The sequence below is a fragment of the Microbacterium sp. SW12 genome, assembly GCF_055391095.1.
Window position 1 is genome coordinate 2,355,275 of record NZ_AP024335.1, and the last position, 17,835, is coordinate 2,373,109.

A 17,835-nucleotide genomic window follows, 5' to 3' on the forward strand; every position below is an offset into this window, starting at 1 on the left:
TGTGGGTTCGCGCCAGGATCGGCCGCGAGGGCCCTCCCGCTACAGTGGTGCCGTGAGCGAGGCGACGACGGATGCCGGTGCTGTCACAACTCCCCGAAGGGCGTGCGGCGGCCGGTGATCGTTTCGTTCGCCGTTGCTTTCGTCTACCTCACAGGCCTGCTCGGCATCCTGCTCGGCATCCTGGTGCTGCTCAGCCGCTACGACCAGACAGGCTCCGGCGATGTCCTCGCTGTGTCGCTCATCGGGGCTGCCATCATCCTCGTCGGGCTGTTGATCATCGGGATCGCTTCCGGCGTCGCGCGCGGCAGCGGCCTGTCTCGCATCGTCTTGACGGTGTACCTGGCGATCCAGGTGCCACTTCACGTCCTGGCCATCGCCGCCGCGGACTTCGACTGGATCGCCGCCGTTCAGCTCGCGCTCGAGCTGTTCACTCTCGTGGTGTTGTGGCTTCCGCCAACGAACCGCTTCTTCCGCGCCGCCGCGGCTGCCCGGCGCTGAGCCCCGCCGTCCTGGCAGCAGTATCACGCGCCACGAATCGGCGGTGGATGAACCGCACGATCTCGATACCACCGATGGTCGCCACGATCACGACGGTGAGCAGGTACGCGGCATCCTCACCCGGGTCGACAAGTTGGAAGAACTCCGTCGCGAGCGGCACCGAGAAGATCAGCACCAGGCCGATGAACATGGCACCGATCACGAGGCCCTTGTAGCGGTTGATCGGACGGGACAGCACGGTCAGAATCCAGATCCCGACGATCGCGAGCAGGATCGTCGCCCCAGTGCGCATCTGCTGTTCGTCGACGCCGAGCGATTGCGCGCCGAGGGTGTAGAGGGTGAGCCCTGCTCCCACGACGACGCCGGCGGGAATCGCGAAGCTGAGCGAGCGCCGCAGGAACCCCGGAATGTAGCGCTGCCGGTTGGGCATGAGGGCCAGGAAGAATGCCGGGATGCCGATGGTGAGTCCGTCGGTGATCGAGAGCTGCCGAGGCAGGAACGGGAACTGCAGCACCAGGATGCCGAACACGATCGACAGCACGAAGATGTAAGCCGTCTTGGTGAGGAACAGCATCGAGACGCGCTCGATGTTGGCGATCACCTGACGTCCTTCGGCGACGACGTCGGGGAGGTGCGAGAACTGCCCGTCCAGCAGCACGAGGCGCGCTACCGCCTTCGTGGCGGCTGCGCCCGAGTTCATCGCGATGCCGATGTCGGCTGTCTTGATCGCGAGCGCGTCGTTGACGCCGTCGCCGGTCATCGCCACGGTATGGCCACGCGATTGCAACGCAGTGACCATGCGCTTCTTCTGCTCCGGGGTGACGCGGCCGAACACGTGGTAGGTCTCGAGCACGTCTGCGAGCGCCTCGTCGTCCTCGGGTAGCTGCCGAGCATCGAACCCCTCCGGAGCGTCGACCCCGACCTCGCGCGCAATGGCAGCGACGGTGCGGGGGTTATCGCCCGAGATGACACGGATGCCGACCCCCTGCTCCCGGAAATACGCCAGCGTCTGCGCGGCATCCGGCCTCACCTGTTCGCGGAAGGTGAGCACGACGATCGGGACGAGATCGTCGGGGATGCGCTCGGCCTCGGCCTGCTCATCGGAGATCGGATGCGGCGAGTGGCCGAGCACGAGGGTGCGTCGTCCGGTCGCGGCAAGTTCGGCGAACAGGGACCCGAGCTCGGTTCCGTCCCCGGTCCCCTCCGGAAAGACCATTTCAGGAGCACCGAGAACCCAGGCACCCGACGGCCCGTCGCTGAACGATACTGCGCTCCATTTGCGTGCCGACGAGAACGGGATGACTGACCCGACGGCGACAGGAGCCTCGAGCGGGTAGGGGTCGCGCAGGCACCGCGCTGTGGCGTTGGCCGCCGGGTCAGCGCCGTACCAGGCCAGTGCCTCATCCCATCCGGGGGCCGCGGCATCGCCGACGGGATGAACGGCATCGAACTCGATCTCTCCGGCTGTGAGCGTGCCGGTCTTGTCGAGGCATACAACGTCTACGCGCGCCAGCCCCTCGACGGCGGGGAGTTCGTTGACGAGCACCTGGCGGGAGGCGAGCTTTGCGGCGCCGACCGCAAAGGCGATGCTCGTCATGAGGACGAGCCCGAGGGGAATCATCGCGGTCACGGCGGCGATCGTATTGACGGCTGCCTGAACCCAGTCGCCACTCTCCCAGGCGGCGACCCATCCGCCGAACACCATCATCTGGGCGTTCAGGACGAGAAGTGCCATGGGTCCGATCGCCCAGCCGACGACACGCAGCACAAGGTTGATCGACGAGCGCAGCTCGCTCGAGACGAGCGAGAACCGCTTGGCCTCAGCGGCGAATCGGTTGGCATACGAGTCGGCACCCACACGGATGACGCGCGCGAGCCCCTCTCCCGCGACGACGATCGAACCCGAAAGTGCCTCATCGCCGGGATGCTTGTCGACAGCATCTGACTCACCGGTGAGCATCGACTCGTCGACCTGCAATCCGCGGGCGGCAACTGCTTCGGCATCGGCTGCGATCTGATCGCCGGCGCGCAGCACCAGGATGTCATCGATCACGACATCGGTCGGGTGGATCTCAGCCTCGACACCGTCGCGCAGGACCCGAGCAGTCGGTGCGTTCAGCAGCGCCAGGCGATCGAGCGCCGCCTTGGCGCGGAACTCCTGCCACGCACCGATGATCGTGTTGGCCAGAGCGCTGAGGCCGAAGATCGCGTCCTGCCAGCGCCCGAGCAGCAGGAGAACGGCGAAACACGATCCAACGATCGCGTTGAAGATCGTGAACACATTGGCGCGGATGATGCTGCCGATGCTCCGGCTGGAGTCGGCCTGATACGCGTTGGTTCGGCCATCCGACACACGCTCGGCTACCTCGGCTGCCGTGAGTCCGGTGAGCTCACCATCGCCGGCCGGCTCAGGCCCTGGCTGCGTCGCCACGTCGGTACCGCTGGTCATGCGTTCACCCTAGCGGGCACCTTCTGGCGCTGACGGATGCCGAGATGCGCGAAGACCCCGGATGCCGAAGCATCCGAGGCCTTCGCGAGAAAGTCGCAGGGACTTACTTGAGGGTGACCGTGGCGCCTGCCTCTTCGAGAGCAGCCTTCGCCTTGTCTGCGGTCTCCTTGTTGGCGCCCTCGAGGACAGCCTTGGGAGCACCGTCGACGACGGCCTTGGCCTCGCCGAGGCCGAGCGAGGTGAGCTCGCGGACGACCTTGATGACCTGGATCTTCTTGTCGCCGGCGGCCTCGAGGATGACGTCGAACGCGTCCTTCTCTTCGGCCTCTTCGGCGGGGGCACCACCGGCGGGGGCGCCGGCGGCGGCAACCGCGACGGGCGCGGCGGCGGTGACGTCGAAGGTCTCCTCGAACGCCTTGACGAACTCGGAGAGCTCGATGAGGGTGAGCTCCTTGAACGCGTCGAGCAGCTCTTCAGTGCTGAGCTTTGCCATGATGATTCTCCTTGATGGGTGTGGTTATCGCCGGGGCCGACTCAGGCCGCGGACTCCTGCTTCTCACGCAGCGCGTCGACCGTGCGAACGGCCTTCGACGGCAGTGCGTTGAAGACGAATGCTGCCTTGGTCATCGAGGCCTTCATCGCGCCGGCGAGCTTCGCCAGCAGGACTTCACGGCTCTCGAGGTCGGCGAGCTTGTTTACCTCTTCTGCGCTCAGGGGGGAACCGTCGAAGTATCCGCCCTTGATCACCAGAAGAGGGTGTGCCTTGGCGAAGGCGCGCAGTCCCTTCGCGACGGTGACCGGGTCACCGTGCACGAATGCGATAGCCGAGGGTCCCTTGAGGTCCTCATCCATCGACGTGATCCCCGCGTTGTTCGCGGCGATCTTGGAGAGCGTGTTCTTCACCACGGCGTACTCGGCGTCCTGACGGATCGCGTTGCGGAGCTCCTTGAGCTCAGCAACCGTCAGGCCGCGGTACTCGGTGAGCAGAACGGCAGTCGAGTCCTCGAAGTTCTTCGTGAGCTCGGCAACCGTCGCTTCCTTCTGCGCCATGGCCACTCCTTGTGTCTTGTCCCCATTCCGCGGTGGCGGGACGGGAGCCTCGGACCCCCAAAAATGAGAAAAGCTCCGGCGCAAGCGCACGGAGCTTCGGCCCGGATGGGCGTTGTTCGTGACACCTGCGCAGGCCCCTGGCTACTCTCCCGGAAGAGAATTTCCAGCGCTTCGATCGACGTTCGCTTACGCGCACGCCGATGACCGGCGGTCTTCGGCTCCGACAAGTGTACGCTCCGGTCCCCACCCCAACAAATCGTCGCCGGGCCTCTCGCACATCTTCGCGTGTGAGGGCGGCCGAGGTCGCGACCCCGACGTAGGGTCAAGTGGTGACTCCCGAACTCCAAGCGCGCATCGTCGCCGACTCGCGAGACCGGGTCGCGTGGGTGCGGGCGCGTTCGCGGGGAATCACAGCAACGGATGTCGCGACGCTCACCTCTGAACGGGCCATTGCCCGCGCCGCCGACGCCAAGCTCATGGGCTCCGGGTTCTCGGGCAATGCCTATACGAACCACGGGCGGCTGCGCGAACCCGAAATCGCACGGTGGGTAGCCGCAACGCACGGCATCCAGCCCTCCTCGGCGCTCTTTCACGCCGAGATTGAGAAACGTCATCTCGCTACCCCCGACGGCGTGGTGGTCGACGCGCAGGGGCGCGTCATCCTCGCCGAGATCAAGACGACGAATAAGGAGTGGCGCAGCATCCCACGCTCCTACCTGCGCCAGGTCTGGTGGCAGCAACACGTCCTCGGTGCCGAGCGCACGCTGGTCGCATGGGAACAGCACGACGGTTTCGTCCCTGTCGGCGACGAGCCCCGGTGCGCGTGGGTTGATCGCGACGAGACGGAGATTGCCCGGCTTGTCGGCCTGGCGACGGCTCTCATCGATGAGCTGTACTTACGCACGCAGCGCACGAGATCACTGGCGGTCGCCTCGGTCGAGACCCGCGAGCCGTATCGCGCGCTCGCGTTGTCTGACTGATCAGCCACGGACTGCACCCCGCTCACCCCGCCGGACCCCGAGCCGAGGTTTCTTCGTCGACGCGCAGCCGCCAACTAATTGACTCCTGTCAACCAAATACTCTATAGTTGACATTTGTCAATGACTGCGCGATGACGAGCGCAGCCACTCCTCGTCGTCAAGAAGGCATCCCATGGCATCCGTTTCCCCTCCAGCTGCGGCCCTCACCGAATCCGGCATGACTCGCCGCCAGGTCCTCGAGGCCCTCTCGGGCCTGCTCCTGGGCATGTTCGTCTCGATGCTCGCCTCGACTGTCGTCTCCACCTCCCTGCCGGTGATCATCCACGACCTCGGCGGCGATCAGGCAGCGTTCACCTGGGTCGTGACAGCGACGCTTCTGACAACAGCGATCTCGACACCCGTCTGGGGCAAGCTCGCCGACCTCGTGAACCGCAAGCTGCTCTTCCAGCTCGCGATCGGCATCTTCGTCGTCGCAACCGCCGCGGCGGGATTCGCACCGAACACCGAGTGGCTGATCGCCATGCGCGCGGTGCAGGGCGTCGGCGCGGGAGGCCTAGCCGCACTCAGCCAGGTGATCATGGCCGACATCATCAGCCCCCGCGAGCGCGGTCGCTATATGGGCTTGTTCGGCGCCGTCATGGCGCTCGCTACCATCGGTGGCCCCCTTGTAGGCGGCGTCATCACCGACGGGATCGGGTGGCGCTGGAACTTCTATGTCGCCCTTCCCTTTGCCGTTGCGGCCCTGATCATCGTGCAGCGCACCCTCCACCTGAAGCCCCTCGCGGCACGGAAGGTCTCGATCGACTACCTCGGCATCGTCCTGCTCTCTGCCGCCGTCTCGCTGCTGCTGATCTGGGTGACAACCGCCGGCGACTCCTTCGACTGGTGGAGCGTGACGACCCTGCTGATGGTGGGCGGCGCTGTTCTCGCCGCAGTTCTGTTCATCGTGGTCGAGCTGCGCTCGCGCGAACCTCTCGTCCCGCTCTCGATGTTCCGGAGCCGCACATTCACACTCGCCGTGCTCGCCTCGATCGCCACCGGCATCGCCATGTTCGGGGCTTCGGTATTCCTCAGCCAGTACATGCAGCTGGCTCGAGGCGCCACACCCACGGAGGCCGGGCTGATGACGATCCCGATGATCGCCGGACTCCTGGTGGCATCCGTCGGAGTCGGCCAGCTGATCACCCGCTTCGGGCACTGGAAGCCCTACCTCATCGGGGGCAGCATCTCGCTGATCGCAGGGTCCGCCCTGTTGACGACGATCCACTACGACACGAACTTCGCCCTCGTGTCGCTGTACATGTTCCTGCTCGGCGCGGGCGTCGGGATGACGATGCAGAACCTCGTGCTCATCGTGCAGAACACGACCGAACCCACCAAGATCGGCGTGGCAAGTTCCGGCGTCACCTTCTTCCGAAGCCTCGGCGGCAGCGTCGGTGTTGCCGTCATGGGCGCAGCTCTTGCCGGCAGCGTCACCGACCTCTTGGGAGGACGCAAGGATGACGTCACCGCTGCGCTCGCAACCCTCGGCGACCAGGCGTCGACCTGGGCTTCGCAACTCCAGTCGGGGTCCCTCCCGCAGGTGTCTGCGATGCCCGAGGGCCTGCGCGTCATCTTCGAAGACGTCTATGCTCAAGGCATCTCACAGTCCTTCCTGATCCTCGTGCCGTTCGCGATCGTGAGCCTCATCGCCATCGCGTTCTTGCCGAACGTTCCCCTGACCCGGATGACGAACCGCGAGCGACTGGAAGCCGGTGAAGCCGACCTCGCTACCGTGTCTGTCGCCGAGGGCATGGAAACCCTCACCGCCACTGCCCAGCTCGGAGCGGATTCCGACAGTTCTCACCGCGCCAAGGCTGCTGGCGCGGCATCCACCCAGGAACCGCCGCGATGAGCGAGTCCGAGTCCCCCGAGGACCTCGACCCGGCGACCCGCGAGCACCGCGCGGCAGTGGACAGACTCGAGGGTGCGATCTCCGAGCTCATCTCGCGCATCCGAAAGTTCTATGCGCAGATCGCTGATGAGGTGAGCCCGGGAATGCTCCCCGGCACGTTCAAACTCCTCGCGACCATCGGCCGAATCGGACCCACGACGTCGTCGGCCCTCGCTCATCGCCTGACCGCCGACAAGGGAATGATCAGTCGGCAGATCAGCGAGCTCGAAAGTCTTGGCTTCATCGAGCGGACGGCTGATCCGGACGACCGTCGTTCACGGTTGATCTCCCTCACCTCAGAGGGACGGAAGAGATTGGATGCCGCGCGAGCACCGTACGAACGGATGCTCTCCCACACGCTCGCAGAGTGGCCGACCGAGTCGATCGACGACCTGACCGACCTACTCACCGCCTTCGCGTCGGGCGATATCCCGAAACGCTGACGGGCCGGGTCTTATCGGCTCGGTGACAACGGCGTAACACGAGCGAGACAATCGGGGGGTTGACTGAGATCACCTCGCGGAGGGCGGGGTTTCACCTGGTCGTCATGTGCCACGTCGATGCCGATGTGCGCGGTCCGCTGGCGACGAATTCGCGGAAGGAGCGACCGATGCGATTCCGGCCGCTACGCCCATCCCCCGAAACCCGGGCATTCTCCACCGAACTCTCGCAGGTCCCCGAAGTGATGCGTGCGGTCACCGTCGCGCAGTGGGGCGCTCCCGGCGTCCTGACCGAGACCACCGTCCCGGTGCCCCACCCCGTCCTGAGCGAGGTGCTTGTGCGGGTGGTCGCCGCCGGTGTGAACCCGATCGATGCCAAGACGCGGGCCGGGAAGGGACTTGCTCCTGCCGTAGCCGAGCTTCCCGAGATCCTCGGCTTCGACTTCAGCGGCGTCGTCGTCGAGTCGCCGTTCGAGACCCATCCGTTCCCCGTCGGTACGGAAGTGTTCGGGATGGCCGGGTTCCCCCGGACGCCGGGAAGCTACGCCGAGTATGTCGTCGCACCCACCCTGTCGATCGCGCGCAAGCCAGCCTCCCTTTCGCATGTCGAAGCGGCGGGAGTGCCGGTGGCAGCGCTCACCGCCTGGGGGCTCGTGGTCGAGACCGCTCACGCTCACGAAGGACAGCGGATCCTCATCCACGCCGGAAGCGGTGGCGTCGGGCACTTCGCCGTGCAGTTCGCTGCGTACTTCGGCGCTCACGTGACAGCCACAGCCTCCGGAACCAACGCCCCGTGGCTTCGGGATCTCGGCGCCTCGGTCGTGATCGACCACACCTCGACGCGCTTCGAGGAGGTCGTGCACGACATGGACGTCGTCATCGACCTCGTGGGCAACGTCACCGACTCGATCGGCTCCCGCTCGCTGTCGGTGCTCCGGCCCGGCGGGATCTACATCCTCGTTCCCACCGGATCGTGGCCGGAGTATCGCGACGCTGCGGCGGCTGCAGGAGTCCGCGCGACCAGCTACAAGGTGATTCCGGAAGGCGCGACCCTTGCGACGATCGCCCGCCTGCTCGACTCACGATCGATTCAGGTGTACATCGATCACGTGCTGGACCTTGCGGAAGCGGCGAGGGCGCACACCGATATCGAGGGCGGGCACACACGCGGCAAGATCGTGCTGCGCGTCAGCGACGATTGAGGGCTCGCGCAGGTCGAAGCACGCGGCGTCCCTCCTCGACGATTTCGGTGGCCACGGCATCCAGAAGCCGCGAACGCAGATTCCACTGCTGCCAGTACAGCGGAACGTCGACGGGCGGACCTCCCAGGCGTACGAGCGCTCCGCGCTCGAGCTCAGCTGCCGACTGGAAGCCGGGCAGCAAGCCCCATCCGAGTCCCAACACAACTGCCTGCGCGAAGTCATGGGATGCCGGGACGTAGTGGCGCGGGGCTTCCGAAGCCGACACGCCCTTCTCCCGTAGCCACCGGTCCTGCAGATCATCGCGGCGATCGAACTGGACGACCGGGGCCGCAGCCAGTGCACGGGTGTCGCCGCGTGAGATGTTGAGGTAGCGGGCGACGAACTCGGGAGTGGCGACTGCCTCGTAGCGCATGACACCGAGCGCGGTAACGCGGCATCCGGCTACCGGCTCTGCACGGGACGTCACGGCGCCCATCACGGTGCCGCCCTCGAGGAGCGCAGCGGTGAAGTCCTGATCGTCGCGATGAAGGTCGAACACGATCGGATGCCGCGCACTCAGGCGGCCCAGTGGCGAGAGGAACCAGGTGGCGAGAGAGTCCGCGTTCACCGCGAGCGGCACAGAAACGGGTCCGTCGGCGGCTCCGTCTTCACCGATGCCGGCAAGGGCATCATGTTCGAGCACACGCGCCTGACGTGCGAGCCGGATGACAGCTTCCCCGGCAGCCGTCGGGCGCACGGGCTTCGAGCGCACCAGCAGCACCCGACCGAGCTGATCTTCGATCGCGCGCAGGCGTTGGCTCACGGCGCTCGGCGTGATCCGCATGCGCCGCGCCGCAGCCTCCAGAGTGCCCTCCTCGGCGATGATCGCGACGGTGTCGGCGAGGTCGAAGTCGATCTTCATATGAAGCGATGCTAATGCCCCGTGAGAATCCTGAGCTGGAGTGCATGTCTCGCGCCAGCTAGCGTCGAGGCGTGCTCCCTCCCCTCCTCGCCGGTCTCGGCCTCGGACTATCGCTCATCGTGGCCATCGGCGCACAGAACCTGTTCGTGCTTCGACAGGGAATCCGGCGCGAGCACGTACTGGCGGTTGTCGTGGTGTGCGCCGCATCCGACGCCATCCTCATCGTGCTCGGCGTCTCGGGTGTCGGGCTCGCACTGGCTGCACTGCCATGGCTGGTGACCGCCGTGCGGTGGGCGGGCGCGGCCTTCCTCGTGGGTTACGGCCTCCTCGCTGCCAGGCGCGCGTGGCGTCCCGCGGGCGCACTGACTGTGGACGACCCGCGCGATGACATCGCGGGTTCTGCTACCGAACGGCCCGTGCAGGTTCAGCCGACCACGACCGCGACACGGCTCTCCGCGACGGTTCTCACCGTCCTCGCGCTTACGTGGCTGAACCCCCACGTCTACCTCGATACGGTGTTTCTGCTCGGCGGTGTCGCCAACACCCACGGCGATGACCGGTGGCTCTTCGCGCTCGGCGCCGTGATGGCAAGCATCCTCTGGTTCAGCGCACTGGGGTTCGGAGCCCGCTATCTCGGTCGCTGGCTCGCGACGCCCCGAGCCTGGCGCATCCTCGACGCCATCATCGCGGTCGTGATGATCGTCCTCGGCGTGAGCCTCGTCGTCGGCGGATGAACGACAACGGCCCCCGCCGAAGCGGAGGCCGTCGTCGTATCAGATCGTTGCTCAGGCGATGCTGTTCACGTCCAGCGGGATGCCGGGACCGAACGTCGTCGAGACTGCACCCTTCTGGATGTAGCGGCCCTTCGAGCTCGAGGGCTTCAGGCGAACGATCTCGTCGAGCGCAGCCTTGAGGTTCTCATCGAGCTGCTCGGCCGAGAACGATGCCTTGCCGACGACGAAGTGCACATTGGCGTGCTTGTCGACACGGAACTCGATCTTTCCGCCCTTGATCTCCTCGACCGCCTTGGCGGGGTTGGGGGTCACGGTGCCGGTCTTGGGGTTGGGCATGAGGCCTCGGGGACCGAGGACCTTACCCAGACGCCCGACCTGGCCCATCAGTTCCGGGGTCGACACTGCAGCGTCGAACGCGGTGTAGCCGCCGGCGACCTTCTCGATCAGCTCGGCGCCGCCGACCTCGTCAGCGCCAGCGGCGATCGCCGCTTCGGCGGCAGGACCGGTCGCGAACACGATGACGCGCGCAGTCTTGCCGGTACCGTGGGGCAGGATGACGGTGCCGCGCACCATCTGGTCTGCCTTGCGCGGGTCGACCGAGAGCTTGAGGGCGACCTCGACGGTGGAGTCGAACTTCTTCGAGCCCGTCTCCTTCGCCAAGTTCACAGCCTCGCTGGGTGAATAGAACTTGCCGGCCTCGATCTTCGCGGCGGCTTCGTTGTATGCCTTGGACTTGGTAGCCATTGTCGTTATCCCCCTCAGTCCTCGACCGTGATGCCCATGGAACGGGCGGTGCCGGCGATGATCAGCGAGGCGGCCTCGATGTCATTCGCGTTCAGGTCGGGCATCTTCGTCTCGGCGATCTGACGCACCTGGTCCTTGGTGAGCTTGCCCACCTTGGCCGTGTGCGGCGTCTTCGAGCCCTTCTGCACGCCCGCAGCCTTCTTGATCAGCTCGGCTGCCGGCGGGGTCTTCAGGATGAACGTGAAGCTGCGGTCCTCGTAGACGGTGATCTCGACGGGGATGACGTTGCCGCGCTGCGACTCGGTCGCGGCGTTGTACGCCTTGCAGAACTCCATGATGTTGACGCCGTGCTGACCGAGCGCGGGCCCGATCGGCGGCGCCGGGTTGGCTGCACCGGCGTTGATCTGAAGCTTGATCAGGCCGGTCACCTTCTTCTTCGGTGCCATTCTTCTTTCCTTTCATCGAGCGGACGCCATCGGCATCCTCTCTCCCGCAGCCCGGCCGTTCCGGGAGCGGTGGTCTGTATCGCGCTGGAGCGCGGTTGCGTTACTGCTTGGTGACCTGGTCGAAGCTGAGCTCGACCGGGGTCTCGCGCTCGAAGAGCGACACGAGCACCGTGAGCTTGCCGCTCTCGGGCTTGATCTCGCTGATCGAGCCCGGCAGGCCCGCGAAGGAGCCTTCCTTGATCGTGATGGTCTCACCGATCTCGAAGTCGACTTCGGTGACGACGCTGCGCGCCACGGGCTGACCCTTGGCTCCACTCGCGCCGCCCTTGGCCGGAGCAGTCTCCTTGACCTCGACGAGCGACTTCAGCATCGTGAAGGCCTCTTCGAAACGGAGCGGCGTCGGGTTGTGCGCGTTGCCGACGAACCCGGTGACACCGGGAGTGTGGCGAACGACCGACCAGGTGTCTTCGTTCAGTTCCATGCGCACGAGCACGTAGCCGGGGATGCGCACGCGGGTGACCATCTTGCGCTGGCCGTTCTTGATCTCGACGACATCTTCCATCGGAACTTCGATCTGGTAGATGTCTTCTTCTACCTCGAGCGTGGACTTGCGCTGCTCGATGTTGGCCTTCACCTTGCGCTCGAAGCCGGCGTAGGAGTGAATGACGTACCACTTGCCCGGGAGGGACCGCAGTTCCGCGCGGAATGTCTCGTACGGGTCTTCCTCGGCCTCGTCCCCGTCGGCCACGTCAGCCTCGTCGACGTCGTCACCGAGCTCGTGACCGTCGTAAGGCGTGACCTCTTCGGCGGCGTGGGCAGCGCGCTCGGCTTCTTCTTCGGCGAGGTCGTCGGTCAGAACCTCGGCAGCGGCTTCAGCCTCTGCTGCCTCGTCGATCTCGAGTGCATCGTTCACGATCGCATCAGCCTCCGGGTCGCTCACCTCGACGTCGTCGTCATCCGAGTAGTCCGCGTCGTCGTCCTCATCCTCGATGTGGATGGCGACGTGCTCGGCCGCATCGCTCTGGTGCTCTTCGCGCGCGAGCTCGTTGCCCTCCTGGGCCTCGTCCTCCTCGGAGGACTGCTCGGCCGAGGGCGCCCAGTCGGCGTCGTCGAGAAATCGTTCAGACACGTATTTCGTTCACTTCCATTTGATCGGGCGCGATGCAGCATCCTGCCTCGCACCGTGAGGACGAACAGATCAGGCGGGAACGCCGAAGACCTGCGTCGTCAGCCAGAGGAACACGTAGTCCATTCCCCACACGAGTGCCATCATGATGACGACGAACCCGAGCACGACTGCCGTGTACTTCAGGAGCTCCTGGCGCGTCGGGGTGACGACCTTGCGAAGCTCCGCAAAGACCTGACGGATGAACAGGGCGATCCGCGCGAAGACGTTCAGCTTCTTCTCGCGAGGAGCGCTGCCACTGGCAACGATCTCGCCCTTGGCGTCATCCTGGACCATGTATCCCACCTGGTTGCTTCTGTTGTGCCAGCTTGCGCTGACGCGCAGGGCGGACAGGAATCGAACCTGCAACCTGCGGTTTTGGAGACCGCTGCTCTGCCAATTGAGCTACCGCCCTAAAGGCCGGAAGGCCTTGAGGTGTCTGCAGTCTTCTGCCGCGACGTGAAAGGAGGGATGTGTCCCGATCGCGGGCACGGCGAAAGAATGCAGACTTCTACTGCAGGTCAAGTGTACGGCATGCCCTCACGGCGGGCGAACCGTCCCCGCGCCTTAGGGGGCCTCGAGGCACGGCGTGAACACGGCGATCACCAGAAGCGGAGACTCGTAGCTGACCGTGGCCACGATGCCGCTCTCGTCCACCCACGCGCCCTCGCGCCCCGCGAGTCCGTCGGCGTCGATCGTCGCCCACACCTCCGGGTCGATCGCCGCCGTCACGGCATCGACGAGTGCGTCCTCGGCGGCGTAGTCCGCCCCCACCGAGACAGAACCGACCGCGGCGAATGTGCGCTGGGTGCCGCGATCCTGCTCGCCGCAGGACTGCTCCTCCGGGCCCGTCGTTTCGAGAGTGCGGAGTGTTCCCTCCTCGACCGCTCCGGCAGCCTCCACCAGGGTGTCGAAGATGGCCGCGGCATCCGTCTCGAGCTCATCGAGATCGGGCCCAGCACACGCTGTCAGCAGCACGGATGCCGACACGAACGCGAGAGCGAGCATGATCGGTCTGCGCGCCCGCAGCATCCCTGTGCCCCCGTTCACGGACGCACCACCGCGCTGACTTCGAACTCCTCGGGCGTCGGAGCGCTCGTGCGCACCCCGAGCGCGGCGAGCTGGTCGACGAACCAGCCGTCGTGCCAGTCAGTGATGTCACACGGTGACGAGGAGCCATCGAAGGCGGACCGGTCAATGCCGTGTTGGTACACAGCTCGGCAGCTGGCATCCGTCTCCAGCGCCCACTCGTAATCGTCGTGCGACACCCCGGCGCGTTCGGCCGCGAGCAGGGCAGGGAAGGAGTTCTGGTACTGGTACCAGTGCATCGCCTCGTGCACGAAGATCGGCCAGGCGAGGCGCTCGATTCCCGGCTCCCACGCGACGAACAGCCAGTCGGGGTAGCCGGTCTGGTAGCAGCCACCGACCACGAGGAAGCGTGGACGGTCCTCCTGTCCGGCGTAGCCACAGTTCTCGGGACCGGCATCGAAGATCACCGTGACCTCGGTTGCTCCGATGGAGTCGAGGAAGGCGCGACCCTGCGGATCGTCGCCGGGGAAGACCTGGCCGCCCGGGTTGGGGGCCGCGGGCTGCGGAGCGGCATCCTGCTCGCGCCACTGCCGGATCCAGGCGGCGTCAGCCTCCCATGCCGCAGCAGCCTCCACGTACTGCCCGCGGGCGCGTCGGAGCTCGGCAGCGAACGCCTGATTCTCGGCGAACACGTCAGCGATGGCATCCGCCTGGGATGCCGTCACCACGGTGGGTCTGCGGTCTGCGGTCAGCCACTCCAGCCCGATGACGGCGGCGATTCCGAGCGCGACAGTGAGGACTCCGGCGAGTACCGGAATCCACAGCCGCGCGGGGGTCATCCCACCATGATCGGGCACGCAGCATCCCGGATGCCGAGCGCCGGGCTCAATAGTCGGCGATGCCGTAGCGGTCAGGCTCGGGCCCACGACGGAAACGCCGACCCGACATCGTCTCGGCGTGCACCCGGACGTAGTGGTACTTCAACGTCGGCACCCAGGGCCGAAGCGGAAGCTCGTCAGCAGCCTCGACCTCTTCCTCGGTCGCGAGCCGATGAGCCCGACCGCGCACGATCACGCTCCACGCGAGAGTGTCGGTGTAGTGATCGACCTCGAAGAGCACCTCGTCGTTGACGGTGAGTTCGACAAGCTTGCTGCCCTCGGCGGTGCGGAACACGATGGTGTCCTCATCCACGACGTAGTTGACCGGGAAGATGTCCAAGACATCTCCAACCCGGGTCACCAGGCGGCCGAGTTCTTCGCCAGCCAGAAGCTGCCAGCACTCCTCATCGCTGAGGGTGGCGACGACATCGTCCATCATCTCTTCCATGCCCTTATTGTGGGCGCACGTCTGGGGCGCCGCTAGGGACCCTTGGCCCTTGCGGCGCCCCAGATTGTGGGCTCAGGCGACGCGGATGAGCTTCTTGTTGACGAACTCGTCTGCGGCGAGCAGGCCCATCTCGCGCGAGGTGCCGGAGCGCTTGACGCCACCGAAGGGAAGCTCGGGGCTGTCGGCGAGCACGATGTTGACGTACACCATGCCCGCATCGATGGCGTCGGCCACCCGCTCGGCCTGCGCGGGATCGGTCGTGAACACGTACGAGCCGAGTCCGTAGCTGGTCGCGTTCGCCACGGCGACAGCTTCCGCCTCGTCGGCGACGCGATAGACCACTCCCGCAGGACCGAACAGTTCCTCGCGATAGATGTCGTTGTCGGCCGTGACGCCAGTGAGCACCGTCGCGGGATAGAACGCCCCGTCTCGGGCACCGCCGAGCTCGACAGTGGCGCCCTGCGCGACGGCGCGGTTCACCTGCTCTTCGAGCCGCTCGGCTGCAGCCAGCGACGAGAGCGGACCGATCACCGTGTCGTCTGCGAAGGGGTCCCCGAGGGGGGCCGCAGCCATGGCCGCCACGAACTTCTCCACGAACGCGTCGTAGAGCTCATCGATGATGATGAAGCGCTTGGGGGCGTTGCAGGACTGGCCGTTGTTGTCGAGCCTGGCCTCGACCGCCATGTCCACCGTCGCGTCAAGGTCGTCGGTGGAGAGCACGATGAACGGGTCGGAGCCACCGAGCTCGAGCGCGACCTTCTTGAGGTTGCGACCGGCCACCTCGGCGACAGCGGCACCCGCACGCTCCGAACCGGTCACTGAGACGCCCTGGACGCGAGGATCAGCGATCACTGTCGCAGCCTGCTCATTGGTCAGACGCACATCGACGTAGGCGCCCTCCGGGAACCCGGCATCCCGGTAGATCGCCGCGATCGCCGCCGCCGACTCGGGGCACTGGGGAGCATGCTTGAGCAGGATGGTGTTGCCGATGACCAGGTTCGGAGCGGCGAAACGTGCGACCTGGTAGTACGGGAAGTTCCACGGCATGATGCCCAACAGCACCCCCAGGGGCGAGCGACGGATGACGGCGGTTCCCTCGGCGAGGATGTCGAGAGGCGTGTCACCGGTGATCTTCTCGTAGTTGTCGGCGTAATACTCGGTGATGTCGGCGGCGAAGTCGACCTCGCCGAGAGCTGCCGACAGCGGCTTGCCCATCTCGCGGACGATGATCTCGGCAAGCTCATCTCGCCTCTCGCGGTGCAGCTGCGCCGCGCGCCGCACGAGCTCAGCGCGCTCGGCAGGAGCGGAGGTGCGGCCCCAGGTGCGGTAGGCATCGTCGGCTGCCGCAATCGCAGCTGTGGCCTCGGCATCCGTCATGGTGGGGTAGGTGGCAAGCGTCTCCCCGGTGGCGGGATTAACGACGGCGTAGATACTCATGGGTCCTCCTCGGTCGGCAGCGAACGGTGGTCGGTTGGTCACGACGATGACAGGACGTGTGCCAACACGTCCAGTGCATCATCGAGCAGGTCATCGCCGATGACCAGGGGCGGCAGGAAGCGGATCACGTTCCCATACGTGCCGCAGGTGAGCATCAACACGCCCTGGTCGAGGGCGGCACGAACGACGCGGGACGTGAGAGCGGCATCCGGCTCACCCGTGGCGGGGTCGACGAACTCGACAGCGATCATCGCGCCCCTCCCTCGGATGTCGCCCAGACGCGGGTCGGATGCCTGAATGTCGCGCAAGCGCCGTTCGAGAACGTCGCCGATGTGCCGCGCCCGCGCCGACAGGTCCTCGGTCTCGTACACCTCGATGGCCGCGAGGGCCGCGGCGCACGCGACAGGGTTGCCACCGTAGGTGCCACCGAGTCCTCCGGTGTGCGAGGCATCCATGATCTCGGCTCGTCCCGTGACGGCGGCAAGCGGCAGCCCGCCGGCGATCCCCTTGGCCGTGGTGATCAGGTCGGGGACGATACCGAACAGGTCGCTGGCGAACATCGCACCGGTACGGGCGAAGCCGGTCTGGATCTCGTCGGCGATCAGGACGACCCCGTTGGCGTTCGCCCACTCCTGCAGGGCGGGTAGGAAGCCGTCGGCCGGGACGATGAATCCGCCCTCACCCTGGATCGGCTCGATGATGATCGCCGCGACATCCGTGACTCCGACGTGCTTCTCGATGACGCCGATCGCACGCTTTGCTGCGGCGGCACCGTCGAGCCCGTCTCGGTAGGGGTAAGACATCGGCGCCCGGTAGATCTCTGGAGCGAAGGGGCCGAATCCGGCCTTGTAGGGCATGTGCTTGGCAGTGAGGGCCATCGTGAGGTTCGTGCGGCCGTGGTAGCCGTGATCAAAAGCGACGACAGCCTGCCGGCCGGTGTGTTTGCGTGCGATCTTCACCGCGTTCTCGACGGCCTCGGCACCCGAGTTGAACAGTGCAGTCTTCTTCTCGTGATCGCCCGGGGTGATGCGGTTCAGCGCCTCTGCCACCGCCACGTATGGCTCGTAGGGCGCCACCATGAAACACGTGTGGGTGAATTGGCCGACCTGCTGCTGCACTGCCGCGACCACGGCGGGGTGTGCATTGCCGATAGAGGTGACGGCGATGCCAGAACCGAGGTCCACGATCGAGTTGCCGTCGGCGTCCAGCAGGATGCCCCCGCCTGCAGCCACGATCGACAGCGGCGCCGTGTGCCCCACACCGGCCGACACTGCTGCAGCCTTGCGGGCCATCAGCTCCTGCGATCGCGGGCCCGGAATGGACGTGACCAGGCGTCGCTCCTGCGGGAGCGTGGGGCCGCCGAGCGGGACCGTGGGGCTATCGAGTTGGCTCATGTCGTGAGGATAGCTGGACGATCGATCGCGCGCGACCCGTCCGGCTCGAACGTCGGAATCCGTCGTCCTCAATCACTTACGCGACGGCTCCCGTCGTGGGAGAATCA

The 17,835-nt window shown here is 66.1% G+C and carries 19 protein-coding genes and 1 tRNA gene; 6 read left to right on the forward strand and 14 right to left on the reverse strand.

From position 1 onward, the window contains the following. Positions 1–114: 114 nt before the first annotated feature. On the forward strand, positions 115–498 hold the full coding sequence (locus tag MICSW_RS11915) for a hypothetical protein (RefSeq protein WP_464496000.1): 384 nt from the start codon (positions 115–117) through the stop codon (positions 496–498). Here MICSW_RS11915 and MICSW_RS11920 read toward each other — a convergent pair. From MICSW_RS11920 to rplJ, 3 genes are all read right to left on the reverse strand, one after another. Beyond that, positions 428–2,947, reverse strand: coding sequence for an HAD-IC family P-type ATPase (locus tag MICSW_RS11920; RefSeq protein WP_464496001.1), 2,520 nt, complete (start codon positions 2,945–2,947; stop codon positions 428–430). The genes MICSW_RS11915 and MICSW_RS11920 overlap by 71 nt on opposite strands. A 103-nt stretch (positions 2,948–3,050) precedes the next feature. Beyond that, positions 3,051–3,440: a 50S ribosomal protein L7/L12 gene (gene rplL, locus MICSW_RS11925; RefSeq protein WP_109211492.1), complete on the reverse strand. Its 390-nt coding sequence runs from the start codon at positions 3,438–3,440 to the stop codon at positions 3,051–3,053. Between the two features lie 41 nt (positions 3,441–3,481). Then, a complete protein-coding gene (gene rplJ / locus MICSW_RS11930; RefSeq protein WP_228177946.1) occupies positions 3,482–3,997 on the reverse strand; it encodes a 50S ribosomal protein L10 in 516 nt (171 codons plus the stop codon). A gap of 329 nt (positions 3,998–4,326) precedes the next feature. On the opposite strand from rplJ, the gene MICSW_RS11935 reads away from it, so the two are divergent. The 4 genes from MICSW_RS11935 to MICSW_RS11950 all read left to right on the forward strand — a co-directional run bounded on the left by MICSW_RS11935 (position 4,327) and on the right by MICSW_RS11950 (position 8,552). Beyond that, entirely contained in the window at positions 4,327–4,977 is a 651-nt protein-coding gene (locus tag MICSW_RS11935) for a YqaJ viral recombinase family protein (protein ID WP_292725857.1), read from the forward strand. A 172-nt stretch (positions 4,978–5,149) separates the two neighbouring features. Next, a complete protein-coding gene (locus MICSW_RS11940; RefSeq protein WP_228177944.1) occupies positions 5,150–6,871 on the forward strand; it encodes an MDR family MFS transporter in 1,722 nt (573 codons plus the stop codon). Then, positions 6,868–7,353: a MarR family winged helix-turn-helix transcriptional regulator gene (locus MICSW_RS11945; RefSeq protein ID WP_228177943.1), complete on the forward strand. Its 486-nt coding sequence runs from the start codon at positions 6,868–6,870 to the stop codon at positions 7,351–7,353. The genes MICSW_RS11940 and MICSW_RS11945 overlap by 4 nt, the downstream gene beginning before the upstream one ends. A gap of 167 nt (positions 7,354–7,520) precedes the next feature. Then, positions 7,521–8,552 (forward strand): NADP-dependent oxidoreductase, encoded by a 1,032-nt coding sequence (locus tag MICSW_RS11950; protein ID WP_228177942.1) that lies wholly within the window; start codon positions 7,521–7,523, stop codon positions 8,550–8,552. Here MICSW_RS11950 and MICSW_RS11955 read toward each other — a convergent pair. Continuing rightward, positions 8,539–9,453 carry a LysR family transcriptional regulator ArgP gene (locus MICSW_RS11955; RefSeq protein WP_228177941.1) on the reverse strand — a complete coding sequence of 305 codons (915 nt, stop codon included), beginning with the start codon at positions 9,451–9,453 and terminating at the stop codon, positions 8,539–8,541. The genes MICSW_RS11950 and MICSW_RS11955 overlap by 14 nt on opposite strands. A gap of 71 nt (positions 9,454–9,524) precedes the next feature. Between MICSW_RS11955 and MICSW_RS11960 the strand changes: the two genes are divergently transcribed. Continuing rightward, positions 9,525–10,187, forward strand: a complete 663-nt coding sequence (locus MICSW_RS11960) for a LysE/ArgO family amino acid transporter (protein WP_228177940.1) — start codon at positions 9,525–9,527, stop codon at positions 10,185–10,187. Positions 10,188–10,238: 51 nt separating this feature from the next. On the opposite strand, the gene rplA is transcribed toward MICSW_RS11960, so the two are convergent. The 10 genes from rplA to gabT form a co-directional block, all read right to left on the reverse strand. After that, complete coding sequence (rplA, locus tag MICSW_RS11965; protein ID WP_228177939.1) at positions 10,239–10,931, reverse strand: 50S ribosomal protein L1; 693 nt, start codon at positions 10,929–10,931, stop codon at positions 10,239–10,241. Between the two features lie 14 nt (positions 10,932–10,945). Continuing rightward, positions 10,946–11,377 (reverse strand): 50S ribosomal protein L11, encoded by a 432-nt coding sequence (gene rplK, locus MICSW_RS11970; protein ID WP_195692156.1) that lies wholly within the window; start codon positions 11,375–11,377, stop codon positions 10,946–10,948. 100 nt (positions 11,378–11,477) lie between these two features. Continuing rightward, a complete protein-coding gene (nusG, locus tag MICSW_RS11975) occupies positions 11,478–12,506 on the reverse strand; it encodes a transcription termination/antitermination protein NusG (protein WP_228177938.1) in 1,029 nt (342 codons plus the stop codon). A 69-nt stretch (positions 12,507–12,575) separates the two neighbouring features. Beyond that, positions 12,576–12,839 carry a preprotein translocase subunit SecE gene (secE, locus tag MICSW_RS11980; RefSeq protein ID WP_228177937.1) on the reverse strand — a complete coding sequence of 88 codons (264 nt, stop codon included), beginning with the start codon at positions 12,837–12,839 and terminating at the stop codon, positions 12,576–12,578. Between the two features lie 45 nt (positions 12,840–12,884). Further along, positions 12,885–12,957 (reverse strand) — tRNA-Trp (locus tag MICSW_RS11985). A gap of 152 nt (positions 12,958–13,109) precedes the next feature. Beyond that, positions 13,110–13,592: a hypothetical protein gene (locus tag MICSW_RS11990; RefSeq protein ID WP_292727842.1), complete on the reverse strand. Its 483-nt coding sequence runs from the start codon at positions 13,590–13,592 to the stop codon at positions 13,110–13,112. Next, positions 13,589–14,410, reverse strand: a complete 822-nt coding sequence (locus tag MICSW_RS11995) for a hypothetical protein (RefSeq protein ID WP_292727844.1) — start codon at positions 14,408–14,410, stop codon at positions 13,589–13,591. Before MICSW_RS11995 ends, MICSW_RS11990 begins: the two co-directional genes overlap by 4 nt. Positions 14,411–14,456: 46 nt before the next feature. After that, positions 14,457–14,897, reverse strand: coding sequence for a pyridoxamine 5'-phosphate oxidase family protein (locus tag MICSW_RS12000; RefSeq protein WP_292727846.1), 441 nt, complete (start codon positions 14,895–14,897; stop codon positions 14,457–14,459). Between the two features lie 72 nt (positions 14,898–14,969). Beyond that, entirely contained in the window at positions 14,970–16,334 is a 1,365-nt protein-coding gene (locus MICSW_RS12005) for an aldehyde dehydrogenase family protein (protein WP_375236527.1), read from the reverse strand. Positions 16,335–16,372: 38 nt separating this feature from the next. Next, positions 16,373–17,728 (reverse strand): 4-aminobutyrate--2-oxoglutarate transaminase, encoded by a 1,356-nt coding sequence (gabT, locus tag MICSW_RS12010; RefSeq protein ID WP_228177932.1) that lies wholly within the window; start codon positions 17,726–17,728, stop codon positions 16,373–16,375. Positions 17,729–17,835: the final 107 nt, after the last annotated feature.

Coding starts and splice junctions, on each gene's coding strand:
- MICSW_RS11920 (WP_464496001.1), bottom strand. CDS start 2,947: ATGACCAGCGGTACCGACGTGGCGACGCAGCCAGGGCCTGAGCCGGCC.
- rplL (WP_109211492.1), bottom strand. CDS start 3,440: ATGGCAAAGCTCAGCACTGAAGAGCTGCTCGACGCGTTCAAGGAGCTC.
- rplJ (WP_228177946.1), bottom strand. CDS start 3,997: ATGGCGCAGAAGGAAGCGACGGTTGCCGAGCTCACGAAGAACTTCGAG.
- MICSW_RS11940 (WP_228177944.1), top strand. CDS start 5,150: ATGGCATCCGTTTCCCCTCCAGCTGCGGCCCTCACCGAATCCGGCATG.
- MICSW_RS11945 (WP_228177943.1), top strand. CDS start 6,868: ATGAGCGAGTCCGAGTCCCCCGAGGACCTCGACCCGGCGACCCGCGAG.
- MICSW_RS11950 (WP_228177942.1), top strand. CDS start 7,521: ATGCGATTCCGGCCGCTACGCCCATCCCCCGAAACCCGGGCATTCTCC.
- MICSW_RS11955 (WP_228177941.1), bottom strand. CDS start 9,453: ATGAAGATCGACTTCGACCTCGCCGACACCGTCGCGATCATCGCCGAG.
- rplA (WP_228177939.1), bottom strand. CDS start 10,931: ATGGCTACCAAGTCCAAGGCATACAACGAAGCCGCCGCGAAGATCGAG.
- rplK (WP_195692156.1), bottom strand. CDS start 11,377: ATGGCACCGAAGAAGAAGGTGACCGGCCTGATCAAGCTTCAGATCAAC.
- secE (WP_228177937.1), bottom strand. CDS start 12,839: ATGGTCCAGGATGACGCCAAGGGCGAGATCGTTGCCAGTGGCAGCGCT.
- MICSW_RS11995 (WP_292727844.1), bottom strand. CDS start 14,410: ATGACCCCCGCGCGGCTGTGGATTCCGGTACTCGCCGGAGTCCTCACT.
- MICSW_RS12000 (WP_292727846.1), bottom strand. CDS start 14,897: ATGGAAGAGATGATGGACGATGTCGTCGCCACCCTCAGCGATGAGGAG.
- MICSW_RS12005 (WP_375236527.1), bottom strand. CDS start 16,334: ATGAGTATCTACGCCGTCGTTAATCCCGCCACCGGGGAGACGCTTGCC.
- gabT (WP_228177932.1), bottom strand. CDS start 17,728: ATGAGCCAACTCGATAGCCCCACGGTCCCGCTCGGCGGCCCCACGCTC.